We start from the raw sequence: 18,737 nt of genomic DNA, 5'->3' as shown, positions 1-18,737 counted from the left end.
GCATCGACCGGCCGCGACTTCGGCCCTGTAGTTCTTCGAGAGTACAATTATCGGGAGGACGCGCGATGACAGCGACCGATTTCGACGCCGTCCGGGAATACGACGACGACCAGTTCTCGGCTGTCGAAGTGTTCCGCAGCGACCGGATGAAAGTCGTCTGTGGCTACTTCGAACCCGGCCAGTTTATTCCGGTACACGCGCCCGCGAGCGACGTCGCGATACACGTCCAGTCCGGGACCGGTATCGTCCGTGACGGTGACACGGAGCGGGCGGTCGAACCGGGCGACGTGGTGGTCGTCGAGGCCGACACCGACCGCGGTGTCAAAGCGGACGAGGAGAGTCGACTGGAGGCGTTACTGGTGACGGCACCGCCGCCGACCGACGCCGAACACGAACCGGTCCGGAAAGGGCTCAAGCAGAACGAGTTCGATCCGTAAGCCCAGCTCAGAGGGCTGTTGCTGGGAAGTCCAGACCGGAATACGGCAGGCAGTCAGTTGGAACGACGGCAGCGTCATCCGCCGCGAGTTTCGCAGGAACGGTATCGACGGCTGGAGTCACAGTTCGTCGATGATTTCGCTGGCGAAGGTCGTCATCGCCGCCTCTGGTTCCGCCGCACGAAGTCCGACGATAACGTGGTCAAGGCCGTACTCTTCGAGCCGTCTGAAGTACTCCCGGAACCACTCGACACCGGCCCGATAGCCCAGGTGGAGCGGTTCAGGCTCCGCCGTCGGATCAGCAGCGAACTCGACCTGAACGGCAATCGTGAACGGCTTCTCTGACGCGTGGCTCCGCCACGTATCGAGGTACGACTCAAGCGTCGACTCGGGGAGGTGATAGAATATCCAGCCGTCGCCGTTCTCGGCGATCCACTCCGTGGACTGTCTGGCGTTACCAGTCGGGAAGAGCGGGAGCGTGTCCGTCGTCGGCTTCGGGAGGACATCGAGTTCTCCGTCGAGGTGGCCCCAGGAGCCATCGAGCGTCGGGTATTCCTCGCGCCAGAGCGCGCGAAGCGCGTCGACGCTTTCACGGACGAATTGGCCCCGGTTCTCGGGGTCGACGCCGAACGCCGGATACTCCGGGTCGCGGTCGCCCGAGGCGACGCCCAGCACGAGACGGCCGTCGGAGAGCCGGTCGACGGTTGCGGCCGATTTCGCCACATGGATGGGATGGCGCAGCGGGAGAACGATACTCGCGGTGCCAAGCGCCACCGACTCGGTGTGTGCGGCGACGTGGGACAGCAGCGACCACGGGTCGAAGGCCCCGCCGGCGTCCCCGAAACGCGGCCAGTACGTCGGCACGTCTCGCGCCCAGAGCGCGTCGAAGCCGACTGTTTCGGCGTGGCTTGCGAGCCGGAGTTCCGCGTCGATATCCGGCGTCGACTCCGTTTCGCCCGTGAGCGGGAACCCGAGGCCGAACGAGAGGCCGTCCCCCCCGAACAGCCGCCGATAGCCAGTGTTCGCGTGGTCCACGTCAGTCATCAGCCGCCTTTCACGCTGGAGGCGTATTTGCACACGGGTGGATTGCCCACTACGGGTCGTCATCCGGGGTATCGACTGTCACGGTCTCCGACCCCCCACTCCGGGGAAGCCGCCACTCGATGTCCAGCGCGCGGTTCGGGAACGACGGCCTGGCAACGACTTCCAGCGTCCGGTCTTCGGCCGCCGGTGTGACAGGTGATGCGATCATCAGTCGGGCCACGTCGGCCCGCGAAACGCTGCCCCAGAGCTTCGCTCCGGGCTCGGCGACGGAGACGGTGTCAGTTCGCGGTCCGTTCGTGAGCACGCCCGGGCGGAGGATCGTGTGTCGAACCGGAGCGTCGCGAATCGCGGCCTCGGCCTCCGCTTTCGCACGTTGTATCGGCTGGATGACGACGTCGAAGGCCGTCGCGAGCGGACTGGCCGGCTCGTCGTCCACGCCGATAGCGGATTCCATGACGAACGCATCGACGCCAGCGTCGACGGCCGCATCGAGGAGATTGATCGTCCCCGCACCGTCGACGTACTCGTCCCGGGACCAGACGTCCGTGATGTTCGAGCCGACGGCGCTCAGGACGACATCAACGTCCGACAGCGCCTCGGCCAACGCAGCCGGGTTCAGCAAGTCGTCGACGACAACCTCGTCAGCGCCGGCCGCTTGCAGGTCGTCTGTTTTCGACGGCGTGCTGGTCAGTGCTCGGACCGTCGGCACGCGCGAACTGAGCAGTCGGAGCGTCGCGCGCCCGGTCCCGCCGCTGGCTCCGGCGACGAACACCGTCTCCACGTCGGAAGAGCCCATATCGTGGCTTGGGGCTGCCAGTACATGATTGGCTGGGCCCGTTTCGTCAAATCCAGATCGTGATCGCTCTACTGCAACCGCTGACGTCAGTCGTCACACGGCGGCGTCTGTTTCGACGAGGATGTCTCCTCGAAGCGGTGATAGAGCCGGCGCAGTTCCATGCGGATGGTCACACGCTCGATGAGAGCGAAGCCCGCAACGACGACTAAGAAGCCGACGAGCGTCCACAGTGACACCGACGAGCCCAGCAGTACCCAGCCCATGAGCGCGGCGAAAATCGGCACGACGTACGCGACCAAGTTCGCACGGACCGGGCCGATGCGCTTGATGAGGCCGAAGTAGATGGCGTACGCGACTGCCGTCGAGGGGATGCCCACAGCCACAATGCTCGCAATCGTTTCGGGGCCGATGCCGATGACGGCCGTGGGCGACTCCCCGACCAGCAGGCTCGCGACGTGGAGGAGCACCGCGCCGACAGCCATCGCCCACGCAGTCAGCGGTGTACTGTCCATCTGGGGGCCGACACGCTGGAGGAGCACGCTGCCAAGTGCGACGGCCGCGGCCGCGCCGAGGACCAGAAGTTGCCCGATAGCGCTCGCATCGGTGAACGTCGACGGCGACGGCTGCACGATGAGGATAACGCCGCTCAGCGCGATACCGATACCGAGTGCACCGATCCAGGAGAGGCGGTCGCCCAGCAGCCACCAGGCGAACACGGGGGCGAGTATCGGGTTCAGGCCGTACATCACGGACGCCGCTGCGGGCGTCGTCGTTCCCTGACCGAGGAACAACAGCCCGTTGTTGAGCGCGATCAGGAACAGCGCCGCCATCCCGATTCCAACGAAGTCCTCGCGAGTCCGCGGGAGCCACGTCGACCGGGGCCGGGTAACGACGATGTAGCCAAGCAGCGTCACCGCTGCCAGGTCGAATCGGAGGCCGGCAAACAGCACCGGCGGAAGCTCACGGAGCCCGGTCTTGATCGCGACGAACGAGCCGCCGAACAATACCGCGAGTAGGACGAACAACGCGCTGTCACGATAGCGGGCCGGGAGTGAGGGCCGATCGGAAAACGTGGACCGCAACATAGGCCAGGTCAGTTGGACCACCCGTTAGAGCGAAGATATCTCATAACCTGTGTAACGGGTCGAAATGTGAAGAGGGCTGTGGGAGACGTGGTGTCACGGGCCGACAGTCGTATCGGCAACTCCCACCGGGAACGCTCGAAATCGATTCAGTCCCAGGCGGCGGGCGACCAGTCCGGATCGACGCGTCGGTCGACTGTCTCAATACTGTCGATACGGTTGATTTCGTCGTCTGTCAGCGATAGGTCGAGACTCGCCAGATTGTCCGTGATATGGGCTTCGCTCGTGGCTTTCGGAATCGCCGTCACGCCCTTCTCGCGGAGCCACGCGAGGCTGACCTGCGCTTCGCTCGCGTCGTGGTCGTCGGCGATGGGTTCGATGACATCGTGGCCGAACACTTCACCGCGTGCCAGCGGGGAGTACGCGACCAGTTCGTAGTCCTGTTCCGCCGCGTGCTCGCGGAGTTCCGACTGCTGGAGGAACGGATGCGTCTCGACCTGGTTTGCGAACACCGGAGCATCGAGCACGTCCATCGCCGTCTCGACGTGGTGTGGTTCGAAGTTCGAGACACCGACGTTGTCAATCAGGCCGCGGTCGACGAGTTCGTCGAACGCCGGGAGCGTCTCCTCGGGCTCGTACTCGCCCGCCGCCCAGTGGACGTACAGCAGGTCTACCGAATCGACGCCGAGTTTGTCGAGGCTTTCCTCGGTCGTCTCGATCACGTCGTCGTGCGAGAGGTTCGAGATCCAGACCTTGGTCGCCAGGAAGATATCGTCGCGGTCCACGTCGGCCGCGGCGATACCGTCACCGACGGCGCTTTCGTTGTCGTATATCTGTGCGGTGTCGATATGTCGGTAGCCGGCCTCCAGCGCCGTCCGGACGCTTTCCGCACACTGTTCTGCGTCGTCGTTCTGCCACGTTCCGAGCCCGAGCATCGGCATGCCGCTCGCTCGTGGACCGCCGTCTGTCGGTGACTGTTGCTGAGTCATTATCGGATACCGGAGCTTGCGACTTTAAGCCGTTTGGAAGCCGGCGGGTAGCGCCGACTATCGGTAGTATACGGAGAAGCCGGCTATCACAGGTAGCACAGGGGCGTTCAGAAGCCGTACGACCCGAAAATCCAGAGCGCGACGAGGGGCGATGCGGCGAGGAACGCGCCGAGGACGCCTGTCCCGAGAACCGTATCCCACCCCAGGCCCCGAACCGGTCGCTCGTACCGCCACAGTTGGACCGCAACGTAGACACCGGCGATGACCACCCCGCCGAGCAGCAAAAACGGCGGGAAACCGACCGCCGGAAACGGGTCCGAACCACTCGAAGCCGCGAAATCGAGACCGATGCCGACAGCGCCGACGGCGGTGGCCGCGACGACATACGAGATGCCAGCGATGACGTGCCGGAGTGCTGCAGCCAGTCCGAACGGCTCTGCGTCGGTCGGCAACACCTCCGGGGCCGCGTAACTACCGATTCCAGTGTAGAGGAACGGGACGGTCAGCACACCGACGGCGACGGCATACGGAAGGACCGACGAGATCGCGACGATGAGAACTGCCATGGTCAGGGCATACGTGCGTCCGGTCGCGCCCCCGAGAACCAGGGGCGGGACGAACAGCACAGCGATAGCCACCACGGCAAACAGACAGATCGGGACGGAGTAAGGCCGGAACCGCCCGACAAAACGGGATAGAGACATGCCAGGGTCGTTTCGAACCCAAGCGCATAGGTTTTCGGCTCTCCAGTGAGAGTCGGAGTCGGCATGCTTTTAGGCTCCGTTGCGGTATCGTGACATCATAATATCACTATCGCGGGTGAAACGCGCTATCACTGAGTCCTGTCCGGACCGCCGCTACCCGGTGGTCGCCGGACTTTACCAGACCGCGTTCCCACCCGACACGTCCGGGGGAGCCGCAGCGGCAACCGTTCTGGACCGAGAGGCAGCCGTCCCGGAGTCGCTCCCGGCAGCAGAGCTTGAAAACGTGCAACTCCTCCCCCACCGGACGGCCCTCCTCGAACACATGCCGACCAGCGCGACCGCCGCCGAGTTCGGGCCCGGAGACGGTTCCTTCGCCGAATCAATCGTCCGGATCACGCAGCCGAAGACCCTCTATCTGGTCGATCAGTGGGCAAGTGACGGGGAGCGCCAGGCTGTCAAGCGGCGATTCAGCGAGCATCAGGGCACCGTTCACTTGCGGGACGCCGAACCGATCACCGTGCTTCGTGATGCCGACACCGACTCGCTCGACTGGGTGTATATCAACAGCTCCCACGAGTACGAGGCGACGCTGGCCGAACTCAGAGAGAGCCAGCGGGCCGTCACAGCAGGCGGCTACATCGCGGGCGACGACTACAAAATCGTGAACGGCGTCATCCCTGCCGTCCACCAGTTCTGTGCGGAGACCGACTGGCGGCTGGCGTCTCTCACGCTCGAAACGCACGACCGTCGGAGTTACGCGCTCTCCAGGGAGTAAGGACCGTCCGCTGTACCGACTAAGCCGGCGAATTTCCTCGGAGTCGTCACCACATCTGCGGCGAAACCCAGTGACACGAGCGGCATCGTCGGCCAGACGGTTTATACGGCCGGACGGACTTGACCCTGTATGGCAGACTTTGGATTACAGGTGCGGATGCTCGTCGTCGGTGCGATTCTGTTCGCGTTCTACGTTTTCGCCGGCACGGCACTGTCGGTGCTGTTGGGCCTGCCGCTCGTCCCGGTGCTCCTCGTCGGAATCCTCGTGGTGCCGGCGATCCAGTACAAACTCGGGAAGTGGCTGGCACTCCGTGGCGCGGAGGATATGCCGGACGACCAGCGGTTCGGCTACGTCCACCAGATGGTCCGGCGGCTCTGCAGAGATATGAATATCGAGGAGCCCCGGCTGATGGTGATGGACATGGGCGTGCCCAACGCCTTCGCGGTCGGACGGAAAGGTGCGGGTGTCGTCGTCGTGTCGAGCGAACTGATGCAACTCCTCGACGACGACGAACTGGAGGGCGTGATCGCACACGAACTGGCCCACATCAAGAACCGGGACGTCATCACGATGGTCGTCGGCCAATCCATCGGGATGCTCGTCGGCTACGTCGCCTACTTCGCGGTGCTGTTCGGCGGCGAGCGAAACGTCGGCTCCTGGATCATGGCGATGATCGCCTCCTCGCTCGCGAACGCGCTGGTCATGGTGTTCGTGCTGGCTATCTCACGGTATCGGGAGTACGTCGCAGACGCGGACGCGCGCCGCGCCATCGGCACCGGCGAGCCGCTGGCCCGTGCGCTCGAAAAAATCTCTCGCGGTGCTGAAGGACGCGAATCGAAAGTCGAGGATAGCATGAACGCCCTCTGTATCTTCAACGCCGACAAGGGGCTGTTCGAGAAACTGTTCTCGACCCACCCCCCGACGGAGAAGCGGATTCAGCGGCTCCGATCCTGATACTGCCGGCTGTAACTATTTCAAGAGATTTGCCACCCCGAGGTGGCGAGATTCTTCACGGACGTACAGCCGGCAGTATGAATCGGGAGGCGGACCGACCCGGTCGGCACGGCTGTATCGCAGCCGACGCTCTCGTACAGCTCTCTGGTAACTGGCCGCTTATCCGCGTCGAGCCGGAAGTATCGCTATGTCAGACACAATGCGAGCGGCGGTCGTGCCTGAGGCAGGGGCAGACTTCGAGGTCGTCGAACGGGACGTGCCCGAACCGGACCCCGGCGAGGTACGGGTCTCGGTCGACGCTTGTGGCATCTGTCACAGCGACGTGTTCACGAAAGAGGGGACCAACCCGGTCGTCTCCTATCCGCGGGTTCCCGGCCACGAGGTGGCTGGACACGTCGATGCCGTCGGCGACGCTGTCGATGCCTGGGACGTGGGCGACAGGGTCGGCGTCGGCTGGCACGGCGGCCACTGTTCGACGTGTGAGCAGTGTCGACAGGGGAACTTCCTCCAGTGTGAGAACGGCGAAATCACTGGGCTGAGCTACGATGGCGGCTACGCCGAGTACATGACCGCACCGTCGGAAGCGCTCGCCAAGATTCCGGAGGCGCTGGACGCGGCGGCCGCAGCGCCGTTGCTCTGTGCGGGCGTGACGACGTTCAACGCGCTTCGGAACAGCGATGCGAACGTCGGGGATCTAGTCGCTGTGCAGGGCGTCGGCGGACTCGGTCACCTCGGGGTCCAGTACGCTCACGCGGCCGGCTTCGAGACGGCCGCCATTTCCCGAACGCCGGAGAAGGAATCGCTGGCGAAAGAGCTGGGCGCCGACCACTTCATCAACGCGGCGGAGATGGATGCCGGCCAGCGACTGCAGGAACTCGGTGGGGCCGACGTCGTGCTGGCGACGGCACCGTCGAGTGACGCTATCAGTTCTATCGTCAGCGGAATCGGCGTCGATGGCTCAGTCGTAGTCGTCGGCGTCCCCGGCGAGCCAGTGGAAGTGAGCGCACAGCAGCTCGTCCAGAGCCGGGGCGGCGTCGAGGGCTGGGCTTCCGGGCACGCGCGCGACTCACAGGACACGCTGGAGTTTAGTTCGCTCCGCGACATCGCGCCGGAGATAGAGACCTACCCGCTCGAAGACGTCAACGAAGCATACGGGCGGATGATCGACAACGAAGCGCGGTTCCGGGCCGTGCTGGAACTGTAATCGAGCAGGTCTCGATATCGGTGGCAGCGCGTCTATACGCTACAGTCCCGGCTGAGACCACAATTTTCCGTCGTGATTTCCCGGAGAGCAACGCCTTTGTCCGTGGGTCAAGAACCCGTATTCAATGGACGGCACCGCCGACGACCGCGTCTACTACGTCATCAGCGACCTTCACATCGGCGGCGACGAGCAGCTAGAGGACGTGGAATTTCTCGACGAACTGCTCGGTTTTCTGGGGCGGTTAGAGACCACCGACGAGGACGTCGAACTACTCATCAACGGCGACGCGTTCGGGCTGTGGGAGTTCACCGGCATGTCGGGACTGGAGAAGTTCGACGCCCTCGAAGGGACCTATCCGTCGCTGTTCGAGCAGTTGCGAAAGACCGGCGAGAACATCCAGATCACGCTGATACCGGGCAACCACGACCACGAACTCGCGGCCTACGACGAGTACGTGGAGCGGTTCGCGGCGTACAACGTGGACCTTGTCCAGTCGAAGTCGATTACCCGTCCGGTGGGGGACCAGGCCATCCACCTCGAACACGGCAATCAGCAGGACCCCAACAACCGCATCGAAGACTGGGGGGATACCAACGTGACGCCGCTTGGCTACTACTACAACACACTCGTGACGAGTCGGGCCGGCCAGCTTTCGGACCGGGGCCGGTACAACTGGCTCAAGGACGTACAGGCCGTAACGCCGACCGAGCGGGTTCCAGTGTGGATGCTCTCGAAGTACTTCTACCGGGAGATGAACCCGCTGCTGCGGTACGCGCTGGTCCCGTTCCTGTTGCTGTTCAACATCAGCGCCATCCTGGCGATTCTGGCGGCGCTGAACCTGCTGGGCGTCTGGTCCGCGCCGGTCGAAACGACGACGTCGTTTCTGGGCCAGTTCGGCACGGTCGGCACCGCCATTTGGCTGCTGCTTGTCGTGAACGCGTCGCTGGCCGGGCTGCTGTTGCTCGTGGGCATCCCGTTGTATCTTCTGCGCCAGGACATCAAGAAGACGATCAACCGATTCGGGGTCTTCGAGACCGATCTCACGGTCGATACCCAGACGCCGTACAAGGAAGCCGCCCGGGAAGTGTTCGACGAAAAGGAAGACGCGGTCGTCTTCTGCTACGGTCACACGCACCGGCCGAGCGTGCAGTCGGTCGACGGCGGGCTGGTCGTCAACAGCGGGACCTGGCTCAAACGCCTCCACCGTCGGGACGGCATCATCGGGCTCCTTCCCCCGGTGTTTTACCCCTCCTACCAGCTCTGTGCGGTGCGCATTACGGCCGAAGACGGGCAGGTGGTCGTCGACTACGAGGAAGTCCAGAAACCGAGCCCCAGTCCGGAGGAGCTGACACTCACCGAACGCCTGCTGACGGTCGGTCGGACACCCAACCCCGAACTCCCCGACCGTGCGGTCGTGGAAACTGAGCAGTCGGTGCCGCCGCGGGAACCGGCCGAGTAAGGGATGGGCCGGTCCGACGGGAACGTGGCTGCTGTCGGAAGTGGACCGGATTTGGGAGATCTGCAACGGCTATTGTCGGTGGTCGACTGAAAAGTCGAGTCCTTGCCCTCGTGTGAGATTGAGGCCTGTCGGGCGTCGGACGGAGACAGATCGTTTGCTCCCGGATCGGAGTTCTCTGCAGAAAAGTCTATTACATACGACTGTAATGGCTACGTATGAGCAATACCGCGGACGATGGTCGGGCTGATGGATCGCCACCGTCCACGGCAGAGTTCACACCGGAGCGAGTGCTCTCGGTGTTTCGAGACCGAGCGGACCAGGCGAAGCCGTTGACGGCAACCGATGTGATGGACGCACTCGGCTGTTCCCGGAAGACGGCACACAACAAGCTCGAAGTACTCGTCGAACGGGGTGAGCTGGAAACACGGAAGGTCGGTGCACGGAGTCGGGTCTGGTGGATCCCGTTCCCCCAGCTCGTCGGCTCGGGCACGCAATCACAACAGGAGCGAGAGCCGCCGGTCGAGCACAGTATCGCCGACGCGGACCTGCCGGGGACGGGGGAGGTACTCGACGATCGACGTGCGGCGCTGAGGGCCGCGTACGACTACCTCCGTGAAAACCCCGACACGGATGCCGGGAAGCTTATTACCGAGGTGTTTCAGGAGCATCCGGCGGGCTACAAGACCGCTGACGAGTGGTGGGACGCTATCGGACCCGCGCTCGAAGACCTCCCGCAGGTCGACCTGGCTGCCGACCACGAGCACGTCTGGCACTACGTCGGTGGGTGAGTTCACCGATGCCAGAGGAAAAGCCGACGGAACAGTCGGACGTAGCGGAAGACGCGGAGTCAGAGACATCGGAAGTGTACGCCTCTCGCAAAGAGCAGCGGTATCCCATCTCGTCGTACACCCCAGTCGCGTACGACAACCTCGAGGCGGCACCGGAGAGCGAGGCCCATCCGGACACGGGGACGGGCGGGCGGTTCAGAGAACTCTCGTTGCCGAAAGTGCCGAAACTCCGCCACGTCGTCGGTCCCAGCGCGATCATGCTGGGGGCGTCGCTCGGCAGCGGTGAGACGCTGTTCTGGCCGCATCTGGTCGCCAGCTACGGGTGGGGACTGTACTGGCTGTTCCTCGCGGCTGTCTGTCTCCACTTTGTCATCAACACGGAGATACAGCGGTGGACACTGGCGACCGGTGAGAGCGTGTTCCGGGCGTTCGAACGGGTCCATCCGGTCCTCCCGCTGGCCATGCTGGTCGGCGGGTTCATCAGCCTCGGCTGGCCGGGGTGGGCCGCGAGCGCCGCGCAGATCGGCGCGCAGGGCCTCGGACTCGGCACGTACGACGTCGCTGGCGTCGACATCGTCGGCTGGCGACTGTTCGGCATCGCGCTCATGGTGTTCATCTGGGTGACCTACCAAGTGACGCCGCTGATGTACAACGTCGTCGAGAGCCTCCAGCTCGTTCTGGTGGCGCTGTCGATTGCGTTTACGCTGCTGTTGTTCGTTCTCATAGGCTCTTTAGACGTTCTGATCAGCGTCCCGGGGAGTCTGACGGAGGTGGGCGACTACTCGCCGGTCGGGACCATCGCCGTGCTGGTCGGGGCGCTGGCCTACGCCGGTGCGGGCGGCTATCTCAACCTCTCACAGAGCCTCTGGATACGCGAGAAGGGCTACGGGATGGGGCGGTACCAGGGCCGGATCAAGAACCCCTTCGCCGGCGACGACCCCGAGACGGTCCACGAGGACGGGTTCACGTTCACCCCGGACACGCAGAACCTCAAACGGTGGCGGGGCTGGTGGCGCGTGACACAGCTCGAACACCTGTTGACCTTCCTGCTGGGCCTCCTCCTCGTCACGACGGTGCTGGTCGTCATCGCGGTGTCACAGGCACCGGGAGCGACGAGTGACGCGGTCGATATGTGGCTCATCGAAATCGCACCGTCGGTCGGCGGGTTCACGACGAGCGTCATCTACGTCACGCTGTTTCTCGCCCTGTTCACGACCGAATACGCGATCATCGAGTCGTTCGTCCGGAACAGCTCCGACATCATCTACGAGCTGTACGGTCGGGAGGCGGGCTGGAGCCTGCCACGGCTGTTCTGGGGACTGCTGACCGTCTTCTGTGGCTGGGGCATCTTCATCCTCACCCTCCCGATATCGATATCCGATCCCTTCGGGCTTCTGGTCGTCGGAGCGGCGATGTCCGGTCTGTTGATGTGGCCGTACATCGTTATCGTCCAACTCGTCAACACGGTCCGGCTGCCGGAGCACACGATGCCGGGCTGGGGTCGCATCGTCGCGATGTGGGTCGCCGCGGCGTTTTTCGGCTACTTCAGCGTCCTCCTGATCGGGACTGGGCTGGCGACACGGCTGGGATTGCAGGCGTTTGCCGTCCAGACGACGGTGCTCGGCAGTGCACCGGGAGGGTACGCCCTCTGGGCGATCTGCTTGCTCGTTCAGGCGTATACGATGTATCGGGTGGGGCGTGCGAAGGTCGCGGCAGACGGGACAGTCACTGATGCCGCCACCGCAAAAGGGTGGTTCTCGTGACTGACGAACTCCGCGTTCACTTGCATTACACGATGCGTGGGTCGTACCCGCTTCGGCTGGTCGACGTGTTGTTCTGTACGGAGCGGGCCTACTTCGTCGAGTACGACTACCTGACGCCCGTCGACCTGCTGTTCGGGTCGCCGGACCAGCGGGCGGCCGCGTTCGCGTCACAAGTGATCGAGGAGGGCGTCCCCGCAGCTATCGAGACCGCGGAACAGGTCGAGACACAGTCGTACGACACACTCGATAGCGTCGAGGTTCACACGGGTGGCCGGGTCGGTCGGCCGAAGATCACAGCGCAACCCCGGACAGGCTCCGCAACGACGGTCAGAGTCCACGGCCAGTTCGACGCTGAACCCTTCACGCAGGCGCTTCGGTCGACGGTAGACGGGCACGACGTGACGGTACAACAGCGGGACGGCATCGGAATCTGACGCCGTGCCCCGTGGAGCCAGCAACGCGAGCTGACCTACTGTAGCGCCGCCGCGACCATCTCGATAGGATGTGGCGGTTCCGCGGAACCGTCGCCGAAGTCGTCGATCTGGGACCGGCAGGACGCGCCGGGCGCGACGACTTGCTCGGCGGGCGAGTCCTCGATCTGTCCCAGCAGGAGGTCCGCGATGCCCGCACTCATCGAGTAGTGTTCGGCCTCGTAGCCGAAACTCCCTGCCATCCCGCAACACCCCGAATCAAGCGGGTCGACAGTGTAGCCGGCACGGCGGAGGACGCCGACGGCGTGGTGGTCCTTCTTGGTCGCCTTCTGGTGACAGTGGCCGTGGTACGCCAGCGAGTCGCCCGATTCGTCGAAGGAGAGACGCTCCCCCAGCCGGTACGTGTCGAGGTACTCGCAGACGCCGTACGCGTTCTCCGCGACGATGTCGACGTCGTCACCGGAAAGGAGGTCCCGGTAGTCGACCTGATACATCACCGCGTCGGACGGTTCGATGGTGACCACGTCCCAGCCGTCGCGGATTCGCGGTGCGAGCGCGTCCACGTTCGCCCGTGCCGTCTCGCGAGCGTGGTCCAGCATACTCTTGGAGAACGCGGGACGGCCGCTATCGGTCACACCGTCAGGCACAACTACGTGGACGCCAGCCGATTCCAGCACTTGTACGGCCGCTTTCCCGACATCGGGGTGGCTGTAGTTCGTGTACGGGTCGGCGAGCAAGAGCGCCTTCCGGTCGGCTCTGCTCGCCGCGACAAGCGCGCCGCCGCGGTCGGCCCACCAGTCCCGGAACGTAGTCCGGTGGAAGGCGGGCAGCGTCCGCTCCTCCGTAATGCCGACCGTTTGCTCCATGAGGAGTCCCGAGCCCGGCAGGTCCATCAGCCAGTTCGACACCGGAGCGAACGTGCTCCCGAGCGAGAGCACCGTCTCGACGTTGGCGAACAGTCGGTCTCGCAACGAGATGCCCTCCCGCTGGTGGTGCTCGTGGACAACTTCGGCCTTGAGCTTCGCCATGTCGACGCCGCTCGGGCAGTCCTTCTTGCAGCCCTTGCAGCCGATACAGAGGTCGAGGACCTCAGTGACGAACTCCTCGTCGGTGGGATCGTCGGGGAGGTCACCGTCCATCGCCGACCGGAGCATGTTGGCCCGGCCGCGCGTGCTGGTGATCTCCTCCTCGGCGGCGCGGTAGGTCGGACACATGACGCCGCCGGTGGTCTCCTGGTGGCCGGTACAGCCCGCACAGCCGTGACAGAGTTCGACCATCCCCTGGAACCCGTTCTCGTTGTCCCAGTCGAGCGTGGGCTCGAAGCCCGCGTCGAACTCGTAGTCCGGGTCGTACCGGAGGTTTTCGGCCGGGTCGTGGTCGCCACAGATGTTGCCCGGGTTCAGCCGCCAATCTGGATCAAAGGCCGTCTTCAGATCCCGGAACGTCTCCCAGAGGTCGTCGCCGTAGAGCTTGCGGTTCCACTGGGTTCGGGCGCGACCGTCGCCGTGTTCACCCGATACGGACCCATCGTACTGGACGACAAGGTCAGTGATAGCGTCGGAGATGGCCTCCATCGTCTCGATGCCATCCCCGGACTTCAGGTTCAATAGCGGCCTGATGTGCAGGACGCCGGGGCCGGCGTGGGCGTAGTAGGAGGCAAATGTGTCGTGCTCGTCGAACAACTCCCGGATGTCGGCGATGTATTCCGGGAGATTCTCGGCCGGAACCGCCGTGTCCTCGACGAACGGCCAGTGCTTGTCGTCACCAGTCCGCGACAGGAGGATCGGCAACCCAGCCTTGCGCATCTTCCAGAACTTCGCCTGCCGGTCCGCGTCGTATGCCTCCAGCGCGTCGACAGCGTGGACTGGGGCATCGGTAACCGAACTCGCCTCCTCGCTCGGGGACTCTCTGGCGTCGTAGCCCGGGAGTCGGTCGGCGAGCAGGTCGGCGACCTTCTGAGCGCCATCATCGGGCGAATCGGCGTAGAACTCGACAAGCAGCGTCGAATCCGTCTCTTCGGGGAGCATACTGACGACGTCGGCGAACTCTGGCGTCTCCGCGGCAAGGTCCAGAAGCACGTCGTCCATCACCTCGACAGCCGATGGGTCATGGTCGAGAATCGGGGCGACGTCTTGCATCGCCGAGATGATGTCGTCGTAGGTCAGCATGGCGATGGCCGTAGCGTCGGGAACGGGTTCGAGCGAGACTGTCGCCTCAGTGATAACAGCCAGTGTCCCTTCGCTCCCGGCGAGCAAGCGGGCAAGGTTGACTTCGCCGCGTTCCCTAGCGCTGTCGACCAGTTCATCCAGATTATATCCCGAGACGTTGCGCTTGAGCTCCGGATATCTGGCGTCTATCTCCGTCGCGTCCTTCGAGAGGATCTTCGCGACTTCGGCGTAAATCCGGGTTTCGAGGTCGGCGTCCGGGCCGACCTCGGCTGCCCGCGCTTCGATGTCCTCGACGTCCACCCAACCGAAGGTCGTCCGAGTTCCGTCCGCGAGAACGACCTCACACTCCTCGATATAGGCGTCTGTCTTGCCGTATTTCAGCGAGTGTGCGCCGGTCGTGTTGTTCCCGATTGCACCGCCGAGGACGCTCTTATCACCCCACGCCGGGTCCGGCGCGAACTTCAGCCCGTGGGGTTCGAGCCGGTCGTTAAGCCGGGCGATAGTGATGCCGACCTGCGCACGGGCCCGCTGTGCATCTGGGTCGACCGACAGCGGCTCATCCATGTACCGCTTGAAATCGAGGACGACCGCCTCATTGACGGCCTGCCCGGCGAGACTGGTCCCGCCGCCCCGTGGAAGCACCGGAATATCCTCCGCGGCGCAGTACTCCATCACCGCGACCACGTCCTCGGTCGAGACCGGCGAGACGACGCCGATGGGGAGCTGTTCGTAGGCGCTCGCGTCGGTCGCGAACAGCTCACGGGTGTACGTGTCGAAGCGCACGTCGCCGTCTACGCGGCGCTCCAGGGCCGCTACGAGGTCCGGCCGGTTGACGCTGTCGTCCTGGTAATCGTAGTTCGCGCTCGGGACTGTCGCCGGGTCACGCTGTTCGGGGGGTCGGGAGTCGTATGCCATGAGTAGGAAAGTGGGGAGTGAGACGAGTTAGAACGCGGCCGGTGCCACGACGTACGCCAGGATGAGCGTCAGTATGCCCGTGAACACACCGTAGTACAGCACCGGTATCAGTTCGAGACGGATGACGCGTCCCTCCTCGCCGATGAGGCCGACCACCGTGAGGGCGGCGACCACGTTGTGAATCGCGATGAGGTTACCGATTGCGCCACCGACCGCCTGTGCGGCGACCACGATCTGGGTCGGCGCACCGATCTGCTGGGCGGCCTGGAACTGGAATAGCCCGAACAGGATGTCGCTGACCGTGTTCGAGCCGGCGATGAACGCGCCGAACGCACCGATGAAGCCCGAGAAGAACGGGAACATCTGGCCGGTCGCATTCGCGGTGATTTCCGACAGCAGTCCGAGCATTCCGGAGTTGATCGGCGCGGCCTCCAGCACGACGGCACTGCCGGTCCGCTGCATGATCATGACCGTCGCGACGGCGAACCACAGCGCGACGACAGCCGGCGCGATGTTCCGGAGCGCCTCGCTCCACGAAGCCTTGATTCCGTCAGCGTCCATCCCGTGGAGCGCGTACGTGATCACGGCGACGAGGACGAAGAGGCTCCCCGGGAGGTAGAACATCTCGACGCCCTCCGAGAACGGCGTGCCGAGGATGTTACTCCACAGGAGAACGCCGTTCGTCGACAGGAACTCCTGAACCGGGCTGACGACGCGGGTCACGACGAGCAACGCGGCGACGAGGAGGTACGGTAGCCAGGCCATGCCCAGCGACATGTCCTGCGAGTGGGACTCTTCAAACGTTGCCGTGCCGCCGTCGGCCGCGACGGTTCCCTCTCGACTGTCACCCGTCGTGGTGCCGACGCCCTCTCCGGGCTCGATACTGCCGATCCAGTGGTCCGGCCACTGCTCCTGGGGGCCGAAGTCCCATTCGTCGTCTGGGAGGAAGTAACCGGCCCGTAGCGTGGTCGTGACCACGAGCAGGCCAACCATCGCACCGAGCAGGGCCGGGAACGTCGGACCGAGGAAGTACGCGGTCGCGACGTAGGGTATTGCGAAGGAAGCCCACGCGAAGAGGCACAGCGGCAGGACTTCGAGCGCCGGCTTGATCGACCGCTCCTCGCCGAAGAAGCGTGTCATCATCGCAACGCCGATGAACGGGATAGCGATGCCGACGATAGCGTGGATGAGCGCCGCCCACACACCGATCTGGGCGACGTACGCGCCGACGCTCTCGAAGCCGCCCTGCTGAAGCACCTGCTGTGATGCGCCGGTCCCTTCTGCGAAGACCACGTCACGCAGTCCGATTATCAGCGGCGTTCCGACTGCCCCGAACGTGATTGCGAGGATGTTTCCCGTAAGCGCGACGACCACCGCGGCCAGCGGCGGGAAGCCCAGGCCGACCAGCAGCGGGCCGACGATGGCCGCGGGCGTCCCGAAGCCGGCCGCGCCCTCGATGAACGACCCCATGAGGAAAACGAGCAGGATGACCTGCACGCGCCGGTCGTCGCTGATCGAGGAGAACCCCGCGTTGATGACCTCGAACGCGCCGGACTGTTTCAGCGTGTACAGCAGGAGTATCGCCCCGAAGACGATGACCAGAATTCTGGTCGCTGTCAGCGCACCGCGTATCGACGCGGCGGCGATCAGCGTAGGGGACATCTGCCAGCCCACGAAGGCCGCGATAGCCGCCACCGCCCATGCGATGGGCATTGTCCGTGTCGCAGGCTGGTACAGCCCGACCATCAACACCGCAATCGTCGCCAGCGGCAGCAGTGCCAGGAGCACCAGCGTGTGCTCAGACATGGGTTCTCACCACCGGAATCCGTTCGTCCGGAGACGTGCCGCCACTGTCACCAGCTACGTGCCCCGGGAAACAGTATCGCGCTCTCATTTCTGAAACACCTCGGTACAGGCCTCTATCGGTCGAAACCTTCCGATACAGCGGTTTCTGGTAGGGTGCATCAGTCACGTCGTCTGGCAGGGAGTATTTATACCTATCTACTGTTTACATTATCGTCTACCCAGAATAGCGCCGGAACGGACGCGAGAAGCGCTGATGGTCAAAAAAACAGGCCTTATTCTGTACGAGCGGCCGAAATGCGGTACAGTCGTGTGTATCCGGTATAACGGTGCTTTACGCCCCGATTTCACTCGACTGTACTCTCACGCGAGCCCCTTACAGTCGTCTGTATCTGGTGGTTTCAGGGCGTTATTCACAGTCCTGTGGACGCAGTTGGAAAACGGACCGTACCGGGGTTCAAAATCGAGGGTGTCGTCCCATCGCTGGGACGACGCTGGCGCGCGATAGAAGGTGAACCTGACACTCGGCGCTGGCCGACACAAGACAGTATCTAAGCCAGATGGATGTGTTGGAGGGGTCTCCCGGGGAATACCCGGTAAAGACGAAAACGTATCGCGTCCGCCAGTCGTACGGATTGCCGCTTGGCCAACGCCGTTACGGCGGAGGTGGAAACCACGAGTATGACACGCGTTACAGTCTGGAACGAATACGTCCACGAGCAGGAACACGAAGCGGTCGCGGACCTGTACCCCGACGGGATTCACGGCGCTATCGCCACAGCCCTTGCGGAGCGCGGATTCGACACGGAGACCGCGACGCTGCAGGAGCCCGAACACGGGCTTACCGAGGACGTACTGGCAGAAACGGACGTTCTGACCTGGTGGGGCCACGCCGCCCACGACCAGGTCGACGACGAGGTGGTCACCCGAGTGAAAGAACGGGTTCTCGATGGCATGGGGCTCATCGTCCTCCACTCGGGCCACTACTCGAAGATCTTCCGCGAACTGATGGGGACGACCTGCAGTCTGAAATGGCGTGAAGCCGCCGAAACCGAGCGATTGTGGGTCGTCGAGCCCGGTCACCCCATCGCCGACGGCGTCGACGAGTACATCGAACTCCCGGAGACCGAGATGTACGGGGAACGGTTCGACATTCCGGCACCGGAGACGCTCGTGTTCAACTCTTGGTTCGAGGGCGGTGAGGTATTCCGTTCAGGGTGTTGCTACCGCCGCGGGGCGGGCCGAATCTTCTATTTCCGGCCGGGCCACGAGACCTATCCGATTTACCACAACGAAGCGATCCAGCAAGTCCTCGCCAATGCCTGCGAGTGGGCCGCGGCCGGGGACGGTCCGGAGCCATCGTTTGGCAACGCCGATCCGATTGAAGCCATCGACGAAAGCGACGAGCGGTCGGTCCACTGATTTCGG

Annotated in this window: 16 protein-coding genes; 9 read left to right on the top strand and 7 right to left on the bottom strand. The window is 64.0% G+C overall.

From position 1 onward, the window contains the following. Positions 1–65 precede the first annotated feature (65 nt). Positions 66–437 (top strand): cupin domain-containing protein, encoded by a 372-nt coding sequence (locus VI234_RS12890; RefSeq protein WP_008312175.1) that lies wholly within the window; start codon positions 66–68, stop codon positions 435–437. 117 nt (positions 438–554) lie between these two features. On the opposite strand, the gene VI234_RS12885 is transcribed toward VI234_RS12890, so the two are convergent. From VI234_RS12885 to VI234_RS12865, 5 genes are all read right to left on the bottom strand, one after another. Further along, entirely contained in the window at positions 555–1,478 is a 924-nt protein-coding gene (locus tag VI234_RS12885) for an LLM class oxidoreductase (protein ID WP_336330233.1), read from the bottom strand. Positions 1,479–1,527: 49 nt separating this feature from the next. Further along, a complete protein-coding gene (locus VI234_RS12880; protein ID WP_336330232.1) occupies positions 1,528–2,274 on the bottom strand; it encodes an NAD(P)-binding oxidoreductase in 747 nt (248 codons plus the stop codon). Between the two features lie 86 nt (positions 2,275–2,360). Then, positions 2,361–3,359, bottom strand: a complete 999-nt coding sequence (locus tag VI234_RS12875; protein ID WP_336330231.1) for a DMT family transporter — start codon at positions 3,357–3,359, stop codon at positions 2,361–2,363. A 146-nt stretch (positions 3,360–3,505) separates the two neighbouring features. Further along, complete coding sequence (locus VI234_RS12870) at positions 3,506–4,297, bottom strand: aldo/keto reductase (RefSeq protein ID WP_008312168.1); 792 nt, start codon at positions 4,295–4,297, stop codon at positions 3,506–3,508. Between the two features lie 155 nt (positions 4,298–4,452). Further along, the gene (locus VI234_RS12865; protein ID WP_336330230.1) at positions 4,453–5,049 is read right to left on the bottom strand and encodes a hypothetical protein; all 597 of its coding nucleotides are present in this window, start codon (positions 5,047–5,049) and stop codon (positions 4,453–4,455) included. Positions 5,050–5,164: 115 nt separating this feature from the next. On the opposite strand from VI234_RS12865, the gene VI234_RS12860 reads away from it, so the two are divergent. From VI234_RS12860 to VI234_RS12830, 7 genes are all read left to right on the top strand, one after another. Next, positions 5,165–5,824, top strand: coding sequence for a class I SAM-dependent methyltransferase (locus tag VI234_RS12860; RefSeq protein WP_336330229.1), 660 nt, complete (start codon positions 5,165–5,167; stop codon positions 5,822–5,824). Positions 5,825–5,953: 129 nt separating this feature from the next. Then, the gene (locus VI234_RS12855) at positions 5,954–6,778 is read left to right on the top strand and encodes a M48 family metallopeptidase (RefSeq protein WP_008312162.1); all 825 of its coding nucleotides are present in this window, start codon (positions 5,954–5,956) and stop codon (positions 6,776–6,778) included. A gap of 199 nt (positions 6,779–6,977) precedes the next feature. Beyond that, the gene (locus VI234_RS12850; RefSeq protein WP_336330286.1) at positions 6,978–7,982 is read left to right on the top strand and encodes an alcohol dehydrogenase; all 1,005 of its coding nucleotides are present in this window, start codon (positions 6,978–6,980) and stop codon (positions 7,980–7,982) included. Positions 7,983–8,106: 124 nt separating this feature from the next. Beyond that, on the top strand, positions 8,107–9,441 hold the full coding sequence (locus tag VI234_RS12845) for a metallophosphoesterase family protein (RefSeq protein WP_336330228.1): 1,335 nt from the start codon (positions 8,107–8,109) through the stop codon (positions 9,439–9,441). Between the two features lie 215 nt (positions 9,442–9,656). Further along, complete coding sequence (locus tag VI234_RS12840; RefSeq protein WP_336330227.1) at positions 9,657–10,229, top strand: ArsR family transcriptional regulator; 573 nt, start codon at positions 9,657–9,659, stop codon at positions 10,227–10,229. Positions 10,230–10,237: 8 nt separating this feature from the next. Beyond that, complete coding sequence (locus VI234_RS12835; RefSeq protein ID WP_336330226.1) at positions 10,238–11,992, top strand: Nramp family divalent metal transporter; 1,755 nt, start codon at positions 10,238–10,240, stop codon at positions 11,990–11,992. Then, the gene (locus VI234_RS12830; RefSeq protein ID WP_336330225.1) at positions 11,980–12,426 is read left to right on the top strand and encodes a hypothetical protein; all 447 of its coding nucleotides are present in this window, start codon (positions 11,980–11,982) and stop codon (positions 12,424–12,426) included. The genes VI234_RS12835 and VI234_RS12830 overlap by 13 nt, the downstream gene beginning before the upstream one ends. A gap of 35 nt (positions 12,427–12,461) precedes the next feature. Here the strand turns inward: VI234_RS12830 and VI234_RS12825 are convergent, their stop codons facing one another. Together VI234_RS12825 and VI234_RS12820 are read right to left on the bottom strand one after the other, a co-directional pair. Next, positions 12,462–15,506 carry an FAD-binding and (Fe-S)-binding domain-containing protein gene (locus tag VI234_RS12825; RefSeq protein ID WP_336330224.1) on the bottom strand — a complete coding sequence of 1,015 codons (3,045 nt, stop codon included), beginning with the start codon at positions 15,504–15,506 and terminating at the stop codon, positions 12,462–12,464. Positions 15,507–15,533: 27 nt separating this feature from the next. Continuing rightward, the gene (locus tag VI234_RS12820; protein ID WP_336330223.1) at positions 15,534–17,312 is read right to left on the bottom strand and encodes an L-lactate permease; all 1,779 of its coding nucleotides are present in this window, start codon (positions 17,310–17,312) and stop codon (positions 15,534–15,536) included. Positions 17,313–17,990: 678 nt separating this feature from the next. Here VI234_RS12820 and VI234_RS12815 point away from each other — a divergent pair. Continuing rightward, positions 17,991–18,731, top strand: a complete 741-nt coding sequence (locus VI234_RS12815; protein ID WP_049943036.1) for a ThuA domain-containing protein — start codon at positions 17,991–17,993, stop codon at positions 18,729–18,731. Positions 18,732–18,737 lie beyond the last annotated feature (6 nt).

Source organism: Haloarcula sp. CGMCC 1.2071 (assembly GCF_037078445.1).
Lineage (GTDB): Archaea > Halobacteriota > Halobacteria > Halobacteriales > Haloarculaceae > Haloarcula > Haloarcula amylolytica.
The sequence above is the reverse complement of the archived record's forward strand: the minus strand, read 5'-3'. Positions and strand labels throughout refer to the sequence as shown.